The sequence below is a fragment of the Pseudomonas mohnii genome, assembly GCF_900105115.1.
Classification (GTDB): Bacteria; Pseudomonadota; Gammaproteobacteria; order Pseudomonadales; family Pseudomonadaceae; genus Aquipseudomonas; species Aquipseudomonas mohnii.
Genome location: NZ_FNRV01000001.1, coordinates 2805732 through 2825569 on the forward strand (window position 1 = coordinate 2805732; position 19838 = coordinate 2825569).

Here is a 19838-nt window from a genome sequence, read left to right on the forward strand (position 1 = left end):
ATTGCTGGCTGTTCGGGCCTCCTCGACTGGCTTACGAAGGCGATTCAGTCAGCACTGACGATGTCTTTGGGCAAACGCTCATCGATGACTCGATAGAGGGCGCTGCTTTGCGGCCAGTTACGCATGAACCTCGCCCGATCCCGCGCATACGCCGGCGCGAAGCTGCCGAGCGAGCCGTGCTGACACATCGAATCCAGGTCGATCAGCGCCCAGCGATCCTGCTGCCAGAACAGGTTGTGCCCCTTGAAATCGCCATGACTGATGCGCGCTCGAATCAATTCGGCGAACAGGTGATCCAGCGCCAACAACTCGGCCTCTGGAGCGTCGCCATTTTCAACGTAAGGCGCAAAACGCTCGATGATATCCGGCCCCGGTAGATACTCGGTGACCAGATAGGCACGGCTGCGCAGCCAGAAAAAACGCTTCTCCAGCAACGCCAGGGGTTTGGGCGTAGCGATGCCAAGGAACGCCAGGCGATTGCCTTCGCGCCAGGAATGCCAGGCACGACTCGGGCGCCAGAAGCGTTTGAGCCAATGGGCGAAACCCTTGATGTTATAGCGCTTGATGACCAGTGTACGACCGCCCGCCTCGACCTTGCCGACACTCGCCGCGCCGCCAGTCTTGTACAGATGGCCCTGATCGAGCAAGGCATCGGCCTGCGCCAGAACCGGCAGCATCGCCGCCTCTTCTTCGCGACGAATGGCCTGCAAACCGAATGCGCCACGCCGGACACTGAACAGCGTGCAATCGCGACCGACCTTGATCAGGAAGTCTTTGAGGCGCCAGCTGCGGACCTTGTCGATCTGTTTCTGCAAGGCCTCCATGGGCAAGGCATGCTCGCCGTTGCTCAACAGGTAATAGACCAGCAACTCCTCGATGTACGGCTCCATTGACTTGGGCAACTGGGCAAAAAACACCCCGAGGTTTTCCAGGACTTTCTGGCGCGACAATGGCTGGCCAGGCGTTTCGCTGCGGATCCCGGCGCCATCGATCAAATAGAGGCGATTGCCCTGGCGCAAGAGGTTGTCCAGGTGCAAGTCTTCCTGCCAAAGGCCCTTGCGGTGCATTTGCCCGATCGCGCCCAGGGCTTCTGCGAGGACGGCTGATTGCTCATCGGCCAGCATTGGCAGGTGTTCAACCCGCTTCCAGGCATCATCGAGGCTTTCGGCGCCCTCAAGAAAATCGAACAGCAGCCAACCGCCCTCGCCATCCTTGAGGCCATCGGCCAACAACAGTGGCGTGGTCAGTCCTTGTTCGGCGAGTAGACGAACGCCAGCCAGCTCTCGCTGAAAATGCCGCGCCGCCTTGCTGCCCACCAACAGCTTGGCCAATACCGGGCGTCCGCGCCAGATACCGGCGCCCACATAACGCTGCCCCGGTAAAACCCGTAACAGGCTCAGCAACTGCAAATCGGCCGGCCCGGCGGCATCGGCCAACGAGAGGCTAAGCGGCAGGCTCGGGCTACGGCCAGCGTTTTTCAGCTCGGACAAGTGCATCAGCGTTGCTCCTTGTGGTCGCGGCGCGCGGTCAGTCGCGCTGCCCAGCTATCGACCAGCGAACTGTCCTGCGCTTGATCCAGGTACGCGGCCAACAGCTCGCGTACTTGCGCGGTACTCCACACAGACGCCCGACGCAGCAACGGCTCCAGATCCTTGACCCGGTCACGCTGACCAAACAGCAACGGCCGGGTCTTTTCCAGGTCGATCAACTGGGCTTGATAGCCGTCACCGGTGGCCCGCAGAAATATGTGCTTGGGATAAAAACAGCCGTGCACCTGGCGCCGGCTGTGCACAAGCCGCGCCAATTGCCCGCAGGCCCGCAATATGGCCGAGTGCTGCGCCTCGCTCAGGTCCGACCAGCGCTGCAACAGCGAATCCAGGTCATCCCAGCCATCCAGGGCACGTGTCAGCAGAATGGCCCGGACTTCGCCATTGACTCTGCGCTGACCGAAGAACGCCGCTTCCAACGCCGGAATACCGAGCTTTTCGTAGCGGCTGATGTTGCGGAATTCGCGGGCGAAACTGGGCTCGCCAAAAGGCGCATGCAAAGTGCGCATCAGGTAGTTGCTTTGGCGCTTGAGGTAAAAACCATGACCTTCCAGGTTCAGTCGAAACACGCTGCTCCAGCCGCCAGGAACAGAGTTGGGCTCGTCCACGGCATCCAGCTGCCGGGTCCAGAGGGCGTCGAAAGTGCCGAGACCGTGGCGCTCAAGCAGCTCACGGTCTTCAGCCGCCAGGAAATCAGTCATTCACGCCCCTCGAAAAATCTCACCACGTGCCGGATCCGTTTTTTGTCGGCCGCATTGAGCCGGGTCCGTTGGCGGTATTGCAAGTAAAAGCGCAGGCGCTGGGTAGCCGACAAGTGATACTTGGCGACCTTGTCGAGACACGCCAGATCCTTGGTAATGCGGTACTTGAGCCAGAAACCGCGCCAAAAATCACCGTTGGGGCAATCGATCAGGAACAGCCTGGCCTGATCGTCGATCAGCAGGTTGCGCCATTTCAAATCGTTATGGGTAAAGCGGTGATCGTGCATGGTCCGGGTGTAGCCGGCCAACTGGCGGCTGACCGTGTCGACCCACGCACGGTCTGCCAGTTTCAGGTCGTGCCGGTCGGCCAGCGCCGACAAGTCTTCGGTATGCGGCAGCTCGCGGGTGATCATCGCCCCTCGATCGTAAGCCGCGCCGCGCCGCTCCAGGCCCCACGCTACGACCTCGGCGGTGGGAATGCCCCATTTGGCGAAGCGCTTGAGGTTCTGCCATTCCATTTTCACCCTCGGCTTGCCGAGGTAGCGGCGCAGGCCTTTGCCTGCCCCGACATAGCGTTTGACGTAATAGTTGACGCCATTGCGCTGTACGCGGATGACCTCGGACAGCGGATCACGTGTCAGGCGTTCACCCTCAAGCGCAAACACTGCCTCCAGACTGCCGAAGTCGTCTGCCAGATCGCTGTATGCCGGTTCCAGTGTCCAGCCCGACATCAGAGCGCATCCCCATATCGCTGCTTACGGTCGTAGAGTTTGTTGGCCTTGCCTTCGAGCCAGGCCAGCAGCGACGCTTCTTCGGCGAGGATCTGGCGCAGTGGCTGCTGGAAGTAACCCTTGAGGAAACGCAACTTGTCGCGCCGGGTCAATCCGATATCCAGCGCTGAAAAATACAGCGCCGCCAGATCCTTGTTGCGCCAGCGCCGGGTGATCGCCGGGCGGGTCTGGGCGCGGTGCAGGTCGATCACCGAGAGCTTGAAGTCGTCTGCGGTGACCGGTTTGTCGGTGTGCAGCAGGAAGTGGCAGATGTAGCAATCGCGATGGTTGACCCCGGCGCGGTGCATCATGCCGGTCATGCGCGCCACTTCGGCGATCAGCGCACGCTTGAGTTTTGGCTCCGGCGGTTGTCTGACCCAATCGATGCTGAAATCTTCGAGGCTGACGGTCGGTGCCAGCTCTTCGGTGACGATGAACGAATGCTGATCCGCCGGGTTGCTGCCCTTTTCGCCGTAAGCCACGGCGGTCATGGTCGGCACGCCGACTTCCTGCAGGCGCTGGATGGCTTTCCACTCCTGGCCCGCGCCGAGTACCGGTAACTTGGCGGTGAGCAGGTTCTTGAAGATCTCACCCCAGCCGATGCCACGATGAATCTTCACGAAAAACCCGTTGCCGTCCACTTCAGTGCGCAGGGTGCGGCGAGCTTCGAGCTCGCGGTACACCTCGCCCTGAAGCCCCTCGACTTCCGCGAACGGGTCGCGTCCAGCCCAAAGGCTCTTGAACGGTTCAGCCAGCATCAACTTCATTCAGCGTGCTCCGCCAGAATCACATCGGCCGCGTGCTGCGGCATGCTATAGAGGTCGGCCGTCTCGGCGAAGGCCACACCGTTGCGGCTCCAGGCCGCCCGTGCTTGAGCGTCGTTCAACATGCCCGTCAGATACTGCGTCAATTGCGCCTGCTCGAACGGTTCGTCCAGCACCAGGCCGGCATCGGCCTCGGCAATGTAATGGGCGTAACCGCACACCGCACTCACCAGCACCGGCAACCCGGCCACCAGCGCTTCAAGCAGCACAGTGCCGGTGTTTTCGTTGTACGCCGGATGGATCAACAGATCGGCACCGAGCAGGAAGCGCGGAATATCGCTGCGACCCTTGAGGAACGTCACGTTATCGCCAAGCCCCAACGTGGCGCTCTGCATCTGGAATAACTTGGGGTCGTCCTGACCAATTACAAACAGCCGGGTGCGTTTCTTCAGATCAGCGGGCAACGCGGCCAAGGCCTTGAGGCTGCGATCCACGCCTTTGGTCTTGAATCCGGAACCGATCTGGACCAACAGCAGCTCATCATCCTTCAAGCTGAATTCGGCGCGGAAGCCGGCGCGGATTTCGTCCGCATCCGCCGGGCGGCGACGGTCCTGGGCAATGCCTGGCGGCAGCAGGTGGAAGCGCTCCAGCGGCGTGTCGTAGTGCTTGATGAACAACGGTTGCTGCACTTCGGAAATCATCAGGATTTCAGTCTTGGCATCCCTGGCGAACACCGCGCGCTCGTACTCGGCGAAGTGGCGATAGCGACCCCAGCGACGGTACAGCGAGTTGCGCAGGTTTTGCGCTTTGTCTTCGAAGCAACCGTCGGCGGCGTAATAGACGTCCAGGCCCGGCATTTTGTTGAAGCCGATCAAGCGATCGACCGGACGCTTGGCCAGGTCCGCCTCCATCCACTCGCTGAGTTTTTCGTTGCGCCGGTGGTTGAAGAACGCCTTGACCGGTGCGACCAGCACTTCAAAGCCCGGCGGCACGTCCCCCTCCCAGATCAACGTGTAGACGCGAATCTGGTGACCGCGCTTTTGGCACTCCAGGGCAATGCGCATGAAGTCACGCTGCAAGCCGCCAAAGGGGAAATATTTGTACAGGACAAATGCCAATTGCATCAGCGCAGCTCCTCAGCCAGTAACAACGTGCTCAGTCGGCTCGCGACACGCTCAGGATTCAGACGCGTGAAGCACAGCGGCCACTCGCGTTTCAGGTCGAACCGACGGGCATCTTCGGCCGTCGGTTGATAGGTGCATTTCTTTTGCAGGCACGGCGCGCAAGGGAAGTCGCTGGCCAGGTGAATCTGCGACTTGCCATAGGCCCCGGTCAGGCCCGGATTGGTCGGGCCGAACAGTGACAGCGTCGGCACATCCAGTGCAGCGGCCAGATGACCCAAGCCGGTGTCCACTGCCACGCAGCCTTGCGCGCCGGCCAACACTTTGCCAACACCGGCCAGATTCAGCTTGGGCAGCACTTCGACGTGCTTCATGTCTTTGGCGATGCGCTCGGCGCGGGCCTTCTCGACGGCATTGCCCCAAGGCAACTTCACCCCGACGCCCAGATACCCGACACGCTCGGCCAGCTCGCGCCAGTAGGCTTCGGGCCAGTGCTTGGTGTCCCAGGTGGTGCCGTGCAGAAACAGCACGTAAGGATTCTTGCGTGGCAATTCCACCAGACGCTCGACGCTCAGACCGTAATCGCCCAAGCCCTTGGGCAGGTCATAGCCGAGGGCGATGGCGAATAACTGACGGACCCGCTCCACCGCGTGCTGGCCACGGGCAACCGCCAGGCGCCGATCATAGAAACGCGCAGCGATCGGCTCGCGTGCCGAGCTTTTATCGAGGCCGGCCACCGGCGCCTTGACGTAACGGGTCAGCCAGGCGCTTTTCAGCAGGCCCTGGGCATCGATGACCAGATCGTATTTAGTCGCACGAACGCTTTGCTTGAAGCGCTTCCACTCCCCGCTCTTGATGGTCTGCCAGATGTTCTTGCGCCAGCGACGGATCGCCACCGGAATCACCTTGCCCACCGCCGGGTGCCAGGTCGGGATCTCGGCAAAACCCTCTTCCACCACCCAATCGAACTTGATGCCGGGAATCGCCCGCGCAGCATCGGTCAATGCCGGTAACGCATGAATCACGTCGCCCAGCGATGAAGTCTTGATCAGCAGTACCCGCAAGCTATTGGACCTCGACCACAGTGCCCTGCAAACGCTGCAAGGCTTCGTTCACCGCTTGCGGCATGAGCTGGCGCAGGCAGTTGTAATGACCGAAGCGGCAGGTGCGGTCGAAGCAGGGACTGCATTCGATGCCCAGGCGCACGATCTCGACATGCTCGGCCAGCGGCGGCGTGAAACCCGGCGACGTCGAACCGTAGACCGCCACCAGGGGACGATTCAGGGCGGCGGCGACGTGCATCAGGCCGGAGTCGTTGGACACGACCGAATCGGCGCAGGACAGCAGATCGATCGCCTCGGCCAGCGAAGTGCCACCACTGAGGTTCACCGATTCTTCGCGCAAACCGGGAATCAGGCGCGAACGAATGTCCTCGCCCACGGCGTGATCGTTTTTCGAACCGAACAGCCAGACTTGCCAGCCCTCGCGGATCTTCGCTTCGGCGACCTTGGCGTAGTGCTCGGACGGCCAGCGCTTGGACTCGCCGAACTCGGCGCCCGGGCACAGCGCCAGCACCGGACGATCGAGGGCCAGACCGAACTTGGCCAGTGCCGCTTCGCGGGTCACCGGGTCGATCCGCAGGCTCGGCCGTGGGTAAGGCTTGGGCAATTCAACACCCGGCTCGTACGCCAGGGCCATGAAGCGCTCGATCATCAGCGGGTAACGTTCCTTGTCCAGCGTGCGCACGTCATTGAGCAGGCCGTAACGGAACTCACCGCGCCAACCGGTGCGCTTGGGAATGCCGGCAAAGAACGGCACCAGCGCCGACTTCAGGGAATTGGGCAACAGGATCGCCTGGTCGTACTGGTCGGCCAGGGATTTTCCGATACGCCGACGCGTCGCCAGCTCCAGCGCGCCGTGACCGAGCGGAAAGCTCAAGGCCTGGCGGACTTCGGGCATGCGCTCAAGAATCGGCCGGCTCCACTCGGGGGCCAGCACGTCGATTTCGCATTGCGGGTGGCGTTGTTTGAGACACTGAAACAGTGTCTGCGCCATCACCATGTCACCGACCCAACTGGGCCCAACGATCAGAATTTTCATGTGGTTTCCAAAAACGATCCGGGGAGGCCTATGCCTCCCCGCCTCGAAAATTCTACAGAACAACGCAAATCTACTGTAGGAGCGAGCCTGCTCGCGATGGTCGTTAACGATAACGTGGCAAGTCTGGCACCCCGCGGCGCTCTCAAGTTCATCGCGAGCAGGCTCGCTCCTACAGGGGATATTGGCGTATCAAATATCCCGTTTCAGCTTAGCCCCAACTCACGCCAGATCCGCATGACCTGACGCCGCTCGTCCGCGAACTGGTCGCCGGGAATCACCCCCGGGTCCTTCTGCAAGGCCTGCCGATGGGCGGCGGAGCGGTAAGCTTTATAGGCTTCTCGCAACAGGCTGGCATCTTCGGCGGGCATCAGGCCTTCGTGCTCCAGCTCTTCCAGAATGCGGATATTGTCCGTCCAGCGCAGCAATGGCGGATGTGTTTCGGACCACGCCAGGGCCGCGTATTGCACCATAAATTCAATATCGACGATACCTCCGGCGTCCTGCTTGAGATCGAACGGCGCCGTGGCCTCGAAGGCATTTGCCGCGGTGCCGGCGGCAGTGCCCTTGCTGCCGAGGTTGTCGCGCATCTTGGCGCGCATCTCGCTGACCTCCTGGCGCAAGGTCGGCAAATCACGCGTCTTGCCCAGGATCGACGCGCGAACCTGTTCGAACGCCCGGCCAACATCTTCACTGCCCACGAGCACCCGAGCCCGAACCAATGCCTGATGCTCCCAGGTCCAGGCTTCGTTTTCCTGATAGCGGGCAAAAGCCCCCAGCGAACTCACCAGCAACCCTGCCGCACCGGACGGTCGCAGGCGCATATCCACTTCATAGAGCTGGCCGGAGTTGGTCTGGGCCGTCAGCAAGTGAATGATCCGTTGCCCCAGGCGGGTAAAGAATTGCGCACCGTCGATAGGCTTCGGCCCGTCGGTTTCCGCTTGCGGATCGCCATCATGGATGAACACCAGATCCAGGTCCGAACCATGCCCCAACTCCAGGCCGCCGACCTTTCCATAACCGACAATGATGAAGCCAGGATCGCACAGGGTACCGTCTGTGCGCAGCGGCGTACCGTACTTGGCCACGGTTTGACGCCAGGCCAGGGCGAGCACTTGCTCCAGAATCGCTTCGGCGAGCCAGGTCAGGTAATCACTGACTTTCATCAGCGGCAGGCTGCCGGCGATTTCCGACGCGGCCACCCGCAAGCGGTGCGCCAGTTTGAAATGGCGCAAGGCTTCCATTTGCTGTTCGAGGTCGTCTTCGGGAATCCGCGTCAGCCGCTCGCGCAATTCGGCGGCCAGTTCCGGCGCAAGGGGTGGCTTGAACAGCCGGCCTTCGTTGAGCAGTTCGTCGAGCAGCAACGGGAAGCGCGTGATCTGCTCAGCGATCCACGGGCTCGCCGCGCACAAGGTCAGCAGGCGTCGCAAGGCGCCGGGGTTTTCGGTCAGCAGCACCAGATACGCCGAACGGCGAGCCACGGCTTCCACCAGTGGCAGCACCCGCTCCAGCACCAGATCCGGGTTGGCGTGTTCCACCGCTTGAGCCAGCAAGCGCGGGATAAACGCATCGAGGCGCTCGCGCCCCAGACGCTGCATGGCGCGTAATTGAGGACTGCCGCGCAGGCCGGCCAAGGCTTTGAGCGCCTTGGGCGCATCGGTGAAACCGCCCTCCTGCAACTGGCGACAGGCCGCCTCTTCATCCTGAGCCTCTTCCCATAGAGGCAACCACTCACCACCGACCACCACTTCGCTTTCGACACCGTCTTCGTCGGGATCGGCGATCACCTGGGCGAAGTGCCAGGCAATGCGGCCGCGCCAATACATCAGTTGCTCATGAAAAGCCGCCCAATCGGCGAAGCCCAACATAAAGGCAATGCGCGCCTGATCCTGTTCGCCATCGGGCAGCATCTGCGTCTGGCGGTCGGCAATCGTCTGGATCGCATGTTCGGTGTATCGCAGGAATTCGTAGCCTTCGCGCAGCTCGCTGATCACCGCCGGCGGCAGATAACCCTGACCTTCCAGCGTGCTCAATACCTTTAATAGTGGACGCTGTTGCAGGCTCAAGTCGCGGCCGCCATGGATCAACTGGAAAGCCTGGGCGATGAACTCGACTTCCCGGATGCCACCGGAGCCCAGCTTGATGTTGTCGGCCATGCCCTTGCGCCGCACTTCCTGCTGGATCAGCTGCTTCATGGTGCGCAGCGCTTCGATGGCCGAAAAGTCCAGATAACGCCGGTAAACGAAGGGGCGCAGCATCTCTTGCAGTTGCGCGCCGGCCACTTGATCGCCAGCCACCACCCGCGACTTGATCATCGCGTAGCGTTCCCAGTCGCGGCCCTGGTCCTGGTAGTACTGCTCCAACGCGTTGAAGCTCAGGACCAGGGCGCCCGCCGAACCGTAAGGCCGCAGGCGCATGTCGACGCGGAACACAAAGCCGTCGACGGTCATCGGGTCCAGCGCCTTGATCAGGCGCTGGCCAAGACGGATGAAAAATTCCTGGTTATCCAGCGGACGTTTCACGCCAACGGTTTCGCCGCCTTCGGGGTAAGCGAAGATCAGGTCGATGTCCGACGACAGATTGAGTTCCACCGCACCGAGCTTGCCCATGCCGAGGACAACCATTTGCTGCGGCTGGCCACTGCGTCGACCGGTCGGCACGCCGAACTGCAGGCAATGGCGCGAGTACAGCCACTGATAGGCCTGGTCGATGCTGGCATCGGCCATGTCGGAAAGGTCGCGGCAGGTCTGCACCAGATCGGCCTGGCGGGTCAGGTCACGCCAGATAATCCGTACCTGATGACGCGCACGTTGACGGCGCAACGCGCGACCGAGCTGATCATCGGTCTCGGCGGCGCTCACCGCCGCGGCAATCTGCGCGCACAACTCGCCGGGAGCAAAGCAGCGATCCAGTTCGCCGGACCGCACCAGGTCCAGCAACATCAAAGGGTCACGAACACTCTGTTCAATCACGAAATCGCTGGCGGCGGTCACGCGGGCAAATTGCGCCCAGCGTTCAGGCGTCCAGGCGGACAGGCCATGGTCATCGTCCAAAGCGCTGACGGCGGTACGAAACGACTGCTCTGCACGGGTGACAAACGGCAGCAGAATGGCGGGCAGTTCGGCGAGCGAAGGGAGGCTCATGGTCTATCCTTGATCGGCGTGTATTGGGCTGCATGTAGTGAATCGGGCAAACACACTACCTGGAGGACTGTCGAACAAAAGTTAGAAATAGCTGAAAATTCTTTTTTTTTGGCAGCCAGCATCAAGCTTTCACCTTTTTCGGTTGGCAAAAGACCAACCTTAACGATTATTCTCACAACGCAGCCGGGGGCCACAAGCCGCTTATCTGTAGTTTTACTACTCGTATATACATTAACAAGGCTGAAATGCCGGATGATTTGTAGTAAAACTACACGCCGCCGGAACAACCTATCGGCAATCCAAGAATTCATAACGTCTGCCCACAAGGCCAGTCGCTAACTCAGGCAACCGATTCTGGTAGCCTTTCCGCCCTGGAGCAAGCCATGCAAGACCTCGATCCCGTCGAAACCCAGGAATGGCTGGACGCCCTGGAATCGGTTCTCGACAAAGAAGGCGAAGACCGTGCTCACTATCTGATGACCCGTATGGGTGAACTCGCGACCCGCAGCGGTTCGCAGTTGCCTTACGCCATCACCACGCCTTACCGCAACACGATCCCCGTTACCCACGAAGCACGCATGCCTGGCGACCTGTTCATGGAACGCCGCATTCGCTCGCTGGTACGCTGGAACGCGATGGCCATGGTAATGCGTACGAACCTGAAAGATTCTGACCTCGGCGGTCACATCTCCAGCTTCGCTTCCAGCGCGACCCTGTATGACATCGGCTTCAACTACTTCTTCCAGGCCCCGACCGACGAGCACGGCGGCGACCTGATCTACTTCCAGGGCCACACTTCCCCAGGTGTTTACGCCCGTGCGTTCATGGAAGGCCGCATCACCGAAGACCAGATGAACAACTTCCGCCAGGAAGTCGACGGTCAGGGCCTGTCGTCCTACCCGCACCCGTGGCTGATGCCTGACTTCTGGCAGTTCCCGACCGTGTCCATGGGTCTGGGCCCGATCCAGGCGATCTACCAGGCACGTTTCATGAAGTACCTGGAAGCCCGTGGCTTCATTCCTGCCGGCAAGCAAAAAATCTGGTGCTTCCTGGGCGACGGCGAGTGCGACGAGCCGGAATCCCTGGGCGCGATCTCGCTGGCTGGCCGCGAGAAGCTCGACAACCTGATCTTCGTCATCAACTGCAACCTGCAGCGCCTCGACGGCCCGGTTCGCGGCAACGGCAAGATCATCCAGGAACTCGAAGGCGTGTTCCGCGGTGCTCAGTGGAACGTGACCAAAGTCATCTGGGGCCGTTTCTGGGACCCACTGCTGGCCAAGGACGTCGACGGCATCCTGCAACGTCGCATGGACGAAGTCATCGACGGCGAGTACCAGAACTACAAAGCCAAAGACGGCGCGTTCGTGCGTGAACACTTCTTCAACTCGCCAGAACTCAAGGCGATGGTTGCAGACCTGTCCGACGACGAGATCTGGAAGCTCAACCGTGGCGGCCACGACCCGTACAAGGTCTATGCGGCATACCACGAAGCGGTCAACCACAAAGAACAACCGACCGTCATCCTGGCCAAGACCATCAAGGGTTATGGCACCGGTGCCGGCGAAGCGAAAAACACCGCGCACAACACCAAGAAAGTCGATGTCGACAGCCTGAAGTTGTTCCGCGACCGCTTCGACATTCCGGTCAAGGACGAAGAGCTGGAAAACCTGCCGTTCTTCCGGCCGGAGCCAAACAGCGCCGAAGCCCGCTACCTGAGCGAGCGCCGCACTGCACTGGGCGGTTTCGTACCACAGCGTCGCGCACAGAGCTTCAGCGTACCGACCCCGTCCCTCGATACCCTCAAGGCGATCCTCGACGGCTCGGGCGACCGTGAAATCTCCACCACCATGGCCTTCGTGCGCATCCTGGCGCAACTGGTCAAGGACAAGGAAATCGGCCCGCGCATCGTCCCGATCATCCCGGACGAAGCCCGTACCTTCGGTATGGAAGGCATGTTCCGTCAGTTGGGCATCTACTCCTCCGTCGGCCAGCTCTACGAGCCAGTCGATAAAGACCAGGTGATGTTCTACAAGGAAGACAAGAAGGGCCAGATCCTCGAAGAAGGCATCAACGAAGCGGGCGCCATGAGCTCCTTCATCGCTGCCGGTACTTCGTACTCCAACCACAACCAGCCAATGCTGCCGTTCTACATCTTCTATTCGATGTTCGGCTTCCAGCGCATCGGCGACCTGGCTTGGGCCGCTGGCGACAGCCGTACCCGTGGCTTCCTGATCGGCGGCACCGCCGGCCGCACCACGCTCAACGGCGAAGGCCTGCAACACGAAGACGGTCACAGCCACATCCTGGCGGCCACCATCCCGAACTGCCGCACCTTTGATCCAACCTACGGCTACGAGCTGGCGGTGATCATCCAGGACGGCATGAAGAAGATGACCGAAGAACAACAGGACATCTTCTACTACATCACCGTGATGAACGAATCCTACCAGCAGCCAGCCATGCCGGCCGGTGTCGAGGAAGGCATCGTCAAGGGCATGTACCTGCTCGAGGAAGACAACCGCGAAGCGGCGCACCACGTTCAGCTGATGGGCTCCGGCACCATCCTGCGTGAAGTCCGCGAAGCCGCGAAGATCCTGCGTGAAGAGTTCAACGTCGGCGCCGATGTGTGGAGCGTTACCAGCTTCAACGAACTGCGTCGCGACGGCCTGGCCGTTGAGCGCAGCAACCGTCTGCACCCTGGCCAGAAGCCTAAGCTCAGCTATGTGGAAGAGTGCCTGAACGGCCGCAAAGGTCCGGTCATCGCCTCTACCGACTACATGAAACTGTTCGCCGAGCAGATCCGTCAGTGGGTACCGTCCAAGGAATTCAAAGTCCTGGGCACCGACGGTTTCGGTCGCAGCGACAGCCGCAAGAAACTGCGTCATTTCTTCGAAGTCGACCGTCATTTCGTGGTGCTGGCAGCCCTGGAAGCCCTGGCTGACCGTGGTGACATCGAACCTAAAGTGGTGGCCGAGGCCATCGCCAAGTTCGGTATCAACCCGGAAAAACGCAACCCACTGGACTGCTGAGGAGAGATTTTGTGAGCGAACTCATTCGCGTACCTGACATCGGCAGCGGTGAAGGTGAAGTAATTGAACTGTTTGTGAAGGTCGGCGACCGTATCGAAGCCGATCAGAGCATCCTGACGCTGGAATCGGACAAGGCGAGCATGGAAGTCCCTGCTCCCAAGGCCGGCATCATCAAGAGCCTGAAAGTGAAGCTGGGCGATCGCCTGAAAGAAGGCGACGAGTTGCTGGAGCTGGAAGTCGAAGGTGCCGCTGCGGCGGCCCCGGCGGCTGCCGCTGCGCCTGCTGCAAAAGCAGAAGCTGCTCCTGCCGCCGCTCCAGCACCGGCCGCGCCTGCCGCTGCACCTGCTGCCGCTTCGGTTCAGCAAGTGCACGTGCCGGACATCGGTTCGTCGGGCAAGGCCCAGATCATCGAGATCCAGGTCAAGGTCGGCGACACCGTCGAGGCTGATCAGTCGCTGATCACCCTGGAATCCGACAAGGCCAGCATGGAAATCCCGTCGCCTGCCGCTGGCGTGGTCAAAGCGATCAGCGTCAAGCTGAACGACGAAGTCGGCACCGGCGACCTGATTCTGGACCTGGAAGTGGCGGGTGCTGCGGCGCCGGCTGCGGCCGCTCCGGCCCAGGCTGCCGCACCTACCGCCGCTGCGCCAGCGCCAGCCGCTGCTGCTGCTCCGGCCGCACCGGTGGCCGACAGCGTTCAGGACATCCACGTTCCGGACATCGGTTCGTCGGGCAAGGCCAAGATCATCGAAGTCCTGGTCAAGGCCGGCGACAGCGTTGAAGCCGACCAGTCGCTGATCACCCTGGAATCCGACAAGGCGAGCATGGAAATCCCGTCGCCTGCCGCTGGCGTGGTGGAAAGCGTTTCGATCAAGCTGGACGACGAAGTCGGTACCGGCGACCTGATCCTGAAGCTGAAAGTCAAAGGCGCCGCACCGGCTGCTGCTCCGGCACCTGCCGCCGCTGCTCCGAGTGCTCCAGCTCCAGCCGCCGCTGCTGCTCCTGCTGCGGCCGCACCGGTTGCTGCCCCGGCTGCGGCTCCAGCCAAGCCTGGCGCCAAGGTTCACGCCGGTCCGGCCGTGCGCCAACTGGCCCGCGAATTCGGTGTCGAGCTGAACGCCGTGGGCGCCAGCGGTCCGCACGGTCGCATCCTCAAGGAAGACGTGCAGGTTTACGTCAAAGCCATGATGCAGAAGGCCAAGGAAGCACCGGCCGCTGCGGCCGGCGCAACCGGTGGCGCGGGCATCCCGCCGATTCCGGTCGTGGACTTCAGCCGCTTCGGTGAAACCGAAGAAGTGCCGATGAGCCGCCTGATGCAAATCGGCGCGTCGAGCCTGCATCGCAGCTGGCTGAACATCCCGCACGTGACTCAGTTCGATTCGGCTGATATCACTGAGCTGGAAGCGTTCCGTATCGCTCAAAAAGCCGTTGCAGAGAAGGCTGGCGTCAAGCTGACCATCCTGCCGCTGCTGCTCAAGTCCTGCGCCCACCTGCTCAAGGAACTGCCGGACTTCAACAGTTCGCTGGCTCCGAGCGGCAAGGCGATCATCCGCAAGAAGTACGTGAACATCGGCTTCGCGGTCGACACGCCAGAAGGCCTGCTGGTACCGGTCATCAAGAACGTCGACCAGAAGAGCCTGCTGCAGCTTGCGGCTGAAGCGGCTGCTCTGGCTGCCAAGGCCCGCGACAAGAAGCTTACCGCTGACGACATGCAAGGCGCCTGCTTCACCATTTCCAGCCTCGGCCACATTGGCGGCACCGGCTTCACGCCGATCGTCAACGCGCCGGAAGTGGCGATCCTCGGCGTTTCCAAGGCAACCATCCAGCCAGTCTGGGACGGCAAAGCCTTCCAGCCGAAACTGATGCTGCCACTGTCGCTGTCCTACGATCACCGCGTGATCAACGGCGCCGCTGCTGCACGCTTCACCAAGCGTCTGAGCGACCTGCTGGCGGACATCCGCACCATCCTGCTGTAACCCCGGCCGGCCCTCCTTCACCGGAGGGCCTGTCGCGTTCCGTTTTCCGAGCGCCACGCTCGTACCTCAACCCCGCCAATTTGGCGGGGCTTTTTTTTGCCCGAAACTTTTAACTGAAAAGAATGCCTTCCTACATTTGTGGCTGATATCGCCCACAACTCCAATCCATTTCGGCTCGATATTTTTCAGGGTTCAATAATTAGTCTTAGTTACACCGTTATTGCACATACCCAAAAAATATCACCTGACCGAATGGCAGAACGCCGAATGGAATCGAATATGTTTCAACCAACAGTGGGCCCGATTATTGGCCATACAACAACTAACCACGTCCGAATATTCTTACGCGGAGATAAACATAACGGCGCCCTGGTATTTGCCGGCATTCGCTATCGACGACGGGGTGAAGAACGCTGGTCAAAAGGCACTTTCGCAAAACTCGACAGCCTGCGCGACATGTCCGGAGTCATTGCGCTCAACGATCTGGCTGCCGACACCGACCATGAATACCAGGCCGGCTGGTTTAGCCCGATGAACCCGGTGCACACCGTGGAGACGGTTCAGGAGCTGCCGCTGCAATGGCCGCGACAGATCCACCGCTTTCGCACCCGCTCCAGCCAGCAGACCCTGCCCAGAGCCTACATTGTGGGGTCTTGCCGCTATCTGCGCATCACCGCGGGCATTGCCGCCGCGCCTCATGTGGGCGACAGGATTTTTGCCTCGATATCCAATGTGGTCGAACAAGCCGAGCCGCCCGTCAGCGCCATGTTAATGACAGGTGATCAGATTTACGTCGATGATCTGAACTTCCTCGCCCCCGACCGGGAACTCGGGGAAATTATTCACAAGTACCGCGTGGCATTCTCGCAACCGAACATCGCAAAGTTAATGTCCAGCCTGCCAACTTATATGATCCTCGATGATCATGAAATCGAGGACAACTGGCCAGCCAACAAGAACAAATCCGACGACCACTTATATGCCAATGCAACAAAGGCCTACGAGTTATATCAAGCCAGCCACAGCCCTGCGCACGAACTTTCTGCCAGCGGGAAAATAAATAGAGAACTGGACAAATATTGGTATCTGTTCACAGAAGGCGATATCGAATGGTTTGTCACCGACAGCAGAACACGGCGCAATCTTTCGGCAGCCGACCGCCGCATTCTGGATGCCGAGCAGGAATACGCATTGTGCAAATGGCTGATCCACAGCCCGGCGCGGGTCAAATTCGTGGTCACCAGCGTGATGCTCTACCCTGACTGCAAGCGCTCGGACGATGACGCCTGGCAAGCCTTCCCCGAGCAACGGCTACGACTGCTGGAGACGATTCGTACTCACCGCATCAAGAATGTCGTCTTCGTTTCCGATGACGTCCACGGCTCCCTGACCAGCCGCCTGACCCACAGTGAAGACCCTGACTTCGAACTCCACACCATCGTCTCCTCACCGCTGTGCAACAGCAAAATGCTGCCCTACGCCAAAGCCGAAACCTTCATCCTCGACCAACCCTTGGTCAGAACCGCTGCGGGGGACTATCACCAGCAACTGACCGGCAAAGTGATCAGCCAGGACAACTTCGCGCACGTGATCGTCGATACGCAGCACATTCATGTGCGCTATCACGATCGGGATGGCAACCTTCTACAGGCGACCCGTATTTCGTTGCGCTAGGAGAAAAAGTCGCAGTCCGTGGCACTGCCAAGAGGTCCGCCATTTCCATATATAGCTGCCAAAAGGTTGCGCTCTGTTCTGCCAACACCTTTAATCCTGACGCCGATTGAAGAAATCTTCACTTCGAAGGACATATTCTTATAGCACTTGGCCTTCATGTCTCTTGTCAGTCGGTATCGCAATGATGCAACCTTGCGGCAGGCAACAGTAAAGGGGCGAAAGCCCGGCGCATTCAGCAAATTCGAAGCGAGTTTCCCTCCATGAAAAGCCAACCCGATGCCGCCAGCCGTATGGTGGCCGAGGTAGTGACGCAGTTGCCTGTGCCCTCGCGGCTCGGCATGCTGCGTTTCGAACGGCTGAATGAAGCAAGCTGGGCGCTGCTGTTTCTTGATCCCAATTGCGAACGCCAGTTCGGCCTGCCGGCCATGGAGCTGTGCGCTCTGGTCGGCTCGCCCTACGCCAGCCTGATGGAGCCGGAAGCGCGCTATCAATTGCATGATGCGATCCAGCACCAACTGAGCGAAAACTCGCACTACCTGATCCGCTACACCCTGCACACCGCCTCCGGCTCGCTGAACCTGCTGGAAATGGGCGAACCCTACAAGCAACACAATCGACACCTGCTGCGCGGTTACCTGCTGGTGATCGACGGCCTGTTCGAAGATGACCCCTTGCTGCCGGCACTGGATCTCGAAAACCAGAACTCGCGCCTGCAAATCGCCCTGGAACTCAACCAGCGCGCCCAGCAGGAACAACTGCAGCATCTGGAACGGGCGCGCGCCCAGCAGGACCTGATCCTGCTGCTGACCCGCCAACGCTACAGCAGCAACAATTCCCTGCAAGAAGCCGCCGAGCTGATTACGCGCAGCGCCTGTGATATCTACGCAATCGACTGCGCCAGCCTGTGGAACCTGGAAGGCTCGATGCTGGTGCCCATCTCGGCCTATCACCGCACCAGCGGGGAATACCTGCTGCCGGCGCCCATCGACGCCAGCCATTTCCCCGACTACCTTGAAGCCTTGCAAACCGGCCGCGCCATCGATGCCCACAACGCCATTCGCGACCCGCGCACCCGGGACATGGCCGAAAGCCTGCTCCCACGCAATGTCAACGCGATGCTCGACGCCAGCATTCGGGTCGATGGCCAAGTGGTCGGCGTACTGTGCCTGGAGCAATCCGGTGCGACCCGCCTCTGGCAGTCGGACGAAATCGCCTTTGCCGGCGAACTGGCCGATCAGTTCGCCCAGGTCATCAGCAATCACAACCGGCGCACCGCCACCAGCGCGCTGCACCTGTTCCAGCGGGCGGTCGAGCAAAGTGCCAACGCCTTTTTGCTGGTCAATTGCGATGGGGTGGTGGAGTACGTCAACCCGAGCTTCACCGCGATCACCCAGTACAGCACCGAAGAAGTCCATGGCCAGCGGCTGTCGGAACTGCCGGCCCTGGAAAACCTCAGCGAACTGTTGTTCGACGCGCCCTCGGCGCTGGCCAAGAGCAACAGCTGGCAAGGCGAATTCAAGAGCCGGCGCAAAAACCTCGAACCGTACTGGGGCCAGTTGTCGATTTCCAAGGTCTACGGCGACAATCGCGAGCTGACCCATTACATCGGCATCTACGAAGACATCACCCAGACCAAGCTCGCCCAGCAACGCATCGAGCGCCTGGCCTACACCGACAACCTGACCAACCTGGGCAATCGCCCGGCGTTCATCCGCAACCTCGACGAACGCTTCGCCCGCGATGCCGACACCCCGATCAGCCTGTTGCTGGTGGACATCGATAACTTCAAGCGGATCAACGACAGCCTCGGTCACCAGACCGGCGACAAACTGCTGATCAGCCTGGCCCGACGCCTGCGCAACAGCCTTATCCCGAGTGGCAGCCTGGCGCGTTTTGCCAGTAACGAATTCGCCGTGTTGCTGGACAACAGCGACCTGGCGACAAGCCAACAAGTGGCCAATCAACTGCTGGCAACCCTCGACAAACCCATGTTCGTCGACAACCAGTTGATCAGCGTGACCGGCTCCGTGGGCCTGGCCTGCGCGCCACTGCACGGACGCGACCCGCAGACCCTGATGCGTAACGCCGGCCTGGCGCTGCACAAGGCCAAGGCCAACGGCAAACACCAGGTGCAAGTGTTCACCGAAGCCCTGAACGCCGAGGCCAGCTACAAGCTGTTCGTTGAAAACAACCTGCGCCGCGCCCTGACCCAGAACGAACTCGATGTGTTCTACCAGCCCAAGCTGTGCCTGCGCAGCGGTCGCCTGCTGGGGATGGAAGCGCTGCTGCGCTGGAATCATCCGGAAAAAGGCATGATCCGTCCGGACCAGTTCATCAGCGTGGCCGAGGAAACCGGCCTGATCATTCCCATCGGCAAATGGATCGCGCGCCAGGCCTGTCGCAAGAGCAAAGAGCTGACCGCCGCGGGCATGGGCAATCTTCAGGTGGCGATCAACCTGTCGCCCAAACAGTTTTCCGACCCGGACCTGGTGGCCTCCATCGCCAACATCCTCAAGGAAGAAGCGCTGCCCGCCCACTTGCTGGAACTGGAACTGACCGAAGGCCTGTTGCTGGAGGCCACCGAAGACACCCACCTGCAACTCGACCAGCTCAAGCGCCTGGGCCTGACCCTGGCCATGGACGACTTCGGCACCGGCTATTCGTCGCTCAGTTACTTGAAAAAATTCCCCATCGACATCATTAAGATCGATCGAAGCTTCATTCACGAAATCCCGGACAACCAGGACGACATGGAAATCACCTCCGCGGTGATCGCCATGGCCCATAACCTGAAACTCAAGGTCGTGGCTGAAGGCATCGAGACCGCCCAGCAACTGGCCTTCCTGCGTCGCCATCGCTGCGACGTTGGCCAGGGCTACCTGTTCGACAAACCGATCCCGGGCTCCGAGCTGATCGAAAAGCTCCAACGCTACCCGCGCGGCCCGACCGCCTGACAGCACACCTGGCCCCACAGGGTTAGTGCGTAAATGGACGGTATTGGGCACACTGGCGGTCT

General features: G+C 60.7%; 12 protein-coding genes. 4 read left to right on the forward strand and 8 right to left on the reverse strand.

Annotated features, from left to right (window positions below; genetic code table 11):
* Positions 1-44: 44 nt before the first annotated feature.
* From BLV61_RS13000 to glnE, 8 genes are all read right to left on the reverse strand, one after another.
* Complete coding sequence (locus tag BLV61_RS13000) at positions 45-1496, reverse strand: lipopolysaccharide kinase InaA family protein (RefSeq protein ID WP_090465507.1); 1452 nt, start codon at positions 1494-1496, stop codon at positions 45-47.
* Complete coding sequence (locus BLV61_RS13005) at positions 1496-2248, reverse strand: lipopolysaccharide kinase InaA family protein (protein ID WP_090465509.1); 753 nt, start codon at positions 2246-2248, stop codon at positions 1496-1498. The genes BLV61_RS13000 and BLV61_RS13005 overlap by 1 nt, the downstream gene beginning before the upstream one ends.
* Positions 2245-2979: a lipopolysaccharide kinase InaA family protein gene (locus tag BLV61_RS13010; RefSeq protein WP_047536597.1), complete on the reverse strand. Its 735-nt coding sequence runs from the start codon at positions 2977-2979 to the stop codon at positions 2245-2247. Before BLV61_RS13010 ends, BLV61_RS13005 begins: the two co-directional genes overlap by 4 nt.
* On the reverse strand, positions 2979-3785 hold the full coding sequence (gene rfaP, locus BLV61_RS13015; protein ID WP_047536595.1) for a lipopolysaccharide core heptose(I) kinase RfaP: 807 nt from the start codon (positions 3783-3785) through the stop codon (positions 2979-2981). Before rfaP ends, BLV61_RS13010 begins: the two co-directional genes overlap by 1 nt.
* A complete protein-coding gene (locus BLV61_RS13020) occupies positions 3782-4906 on the reverse strand; it encodes a glycosyltransferase family 4 protein (RefSeq protein ID WP_090465512.1) in 1125 nt (374 codons plus the stop codon). The genes rfaP and BLV61_RS13020 overlap by 4 nt, the downstream gene beginning before the upstream one ends.
* On the reverse strand, positions 4906-5967 hold the full coding sequence (waaC, locus tag BLV61_RS13025) for a lipopolysaccharide heptosyltransferase I (protein ID WP_047536591.1): 1062 nt from the start codon (positions 5965-5967) through the stop codon (positions 4906-4908). The genes BLV61_RS13020 and waaC overlap by 1 nt, the downstream gene beginning before the upstream one ends.
* A gap of 1 nt (position 5968) precedes the next feature.
* Complete coding sequence (gene waaF / locus BLV61_RS13030; protein WP_047536589.1) at positions 5969-7003, reverse strand: lipopolysaccharide heptosyltransferase II; 1035 nt, start codon at positions 7001-7003, stop codon at positions 5969-5971.
* A gap of 203 nt (positions 7004-7206) precedes the next feature.
* On the reverse strand, positions 7207-10143 hold the full coding sequence (glnE, locus tag BLV61_RS13040; protein WP_090465518.1) for a bifunctional [glutamate--ammonia ligase]-adenylyl-L-tyrosine phosphorylase/[glutamate--ammonia-ligase] adenylyltransferase: 2937 nt from the start codon (positions 10141-10143) through the stop codon (positions 7207-7209).
* A 383-nt stretch (positions 10144-10526) separates the two neighbouring features.
* Between glnE and aceE the strand changes: the two genes are divergently transcribed.
* From aceE to BLV61_RS13060, 4 genes are all read left to right on the forward strand, one after another.
* Entirely contained in the window at positions 10527-13172 is a 2646-nt protein-coding gene (aceE, locus tag BLV61_RS13045) for a pyruvate dehydrogenase (acetyl-transferring), homodimeric type (protein WP_047536585.1), read from the forward strand.
* Positions 13173-13183: 11 nt separating this feature from the next.
* The gene (gene aceF / locus BLV61_RS13050) at positions 13184-15148 is read left to right on the forward strand and encodes a dihydrolipoyllysine-residue acetyltransferase (RefSeq protein ID WP_090465521.1); all 1965 of its coding nucleotides are present in this window, start codon (positions 13184-13186) and stop codon (positions 15146-15148) included.
* 279 nt (positions 15149-15427) lie between these two features.
* Positions 15428-16822, forward strand: coding sequence for an alkaline phosphatase D family protein (locus tag BLV61_RS13055; protein ID WP_090465525.1), 1395 nt, complete (start codon positions 15428-15430; stop codon positions 16820-16822).
* Positions 16823-17082: 260 nt separating this feature from the next.
* Positions 17083-19776, forward strand: coding sequence for a putative bifunctional diguanylate cyclase/phosphodiesterase (locus BLV61_RS13060; RefSeq protein WP_090465528.1), 2694 nt, complete (start codon positions 17083-17085; stop codon positions 19774-19776).
* Positions 19777-19838 lie beyond the last annotated feature (62 nt).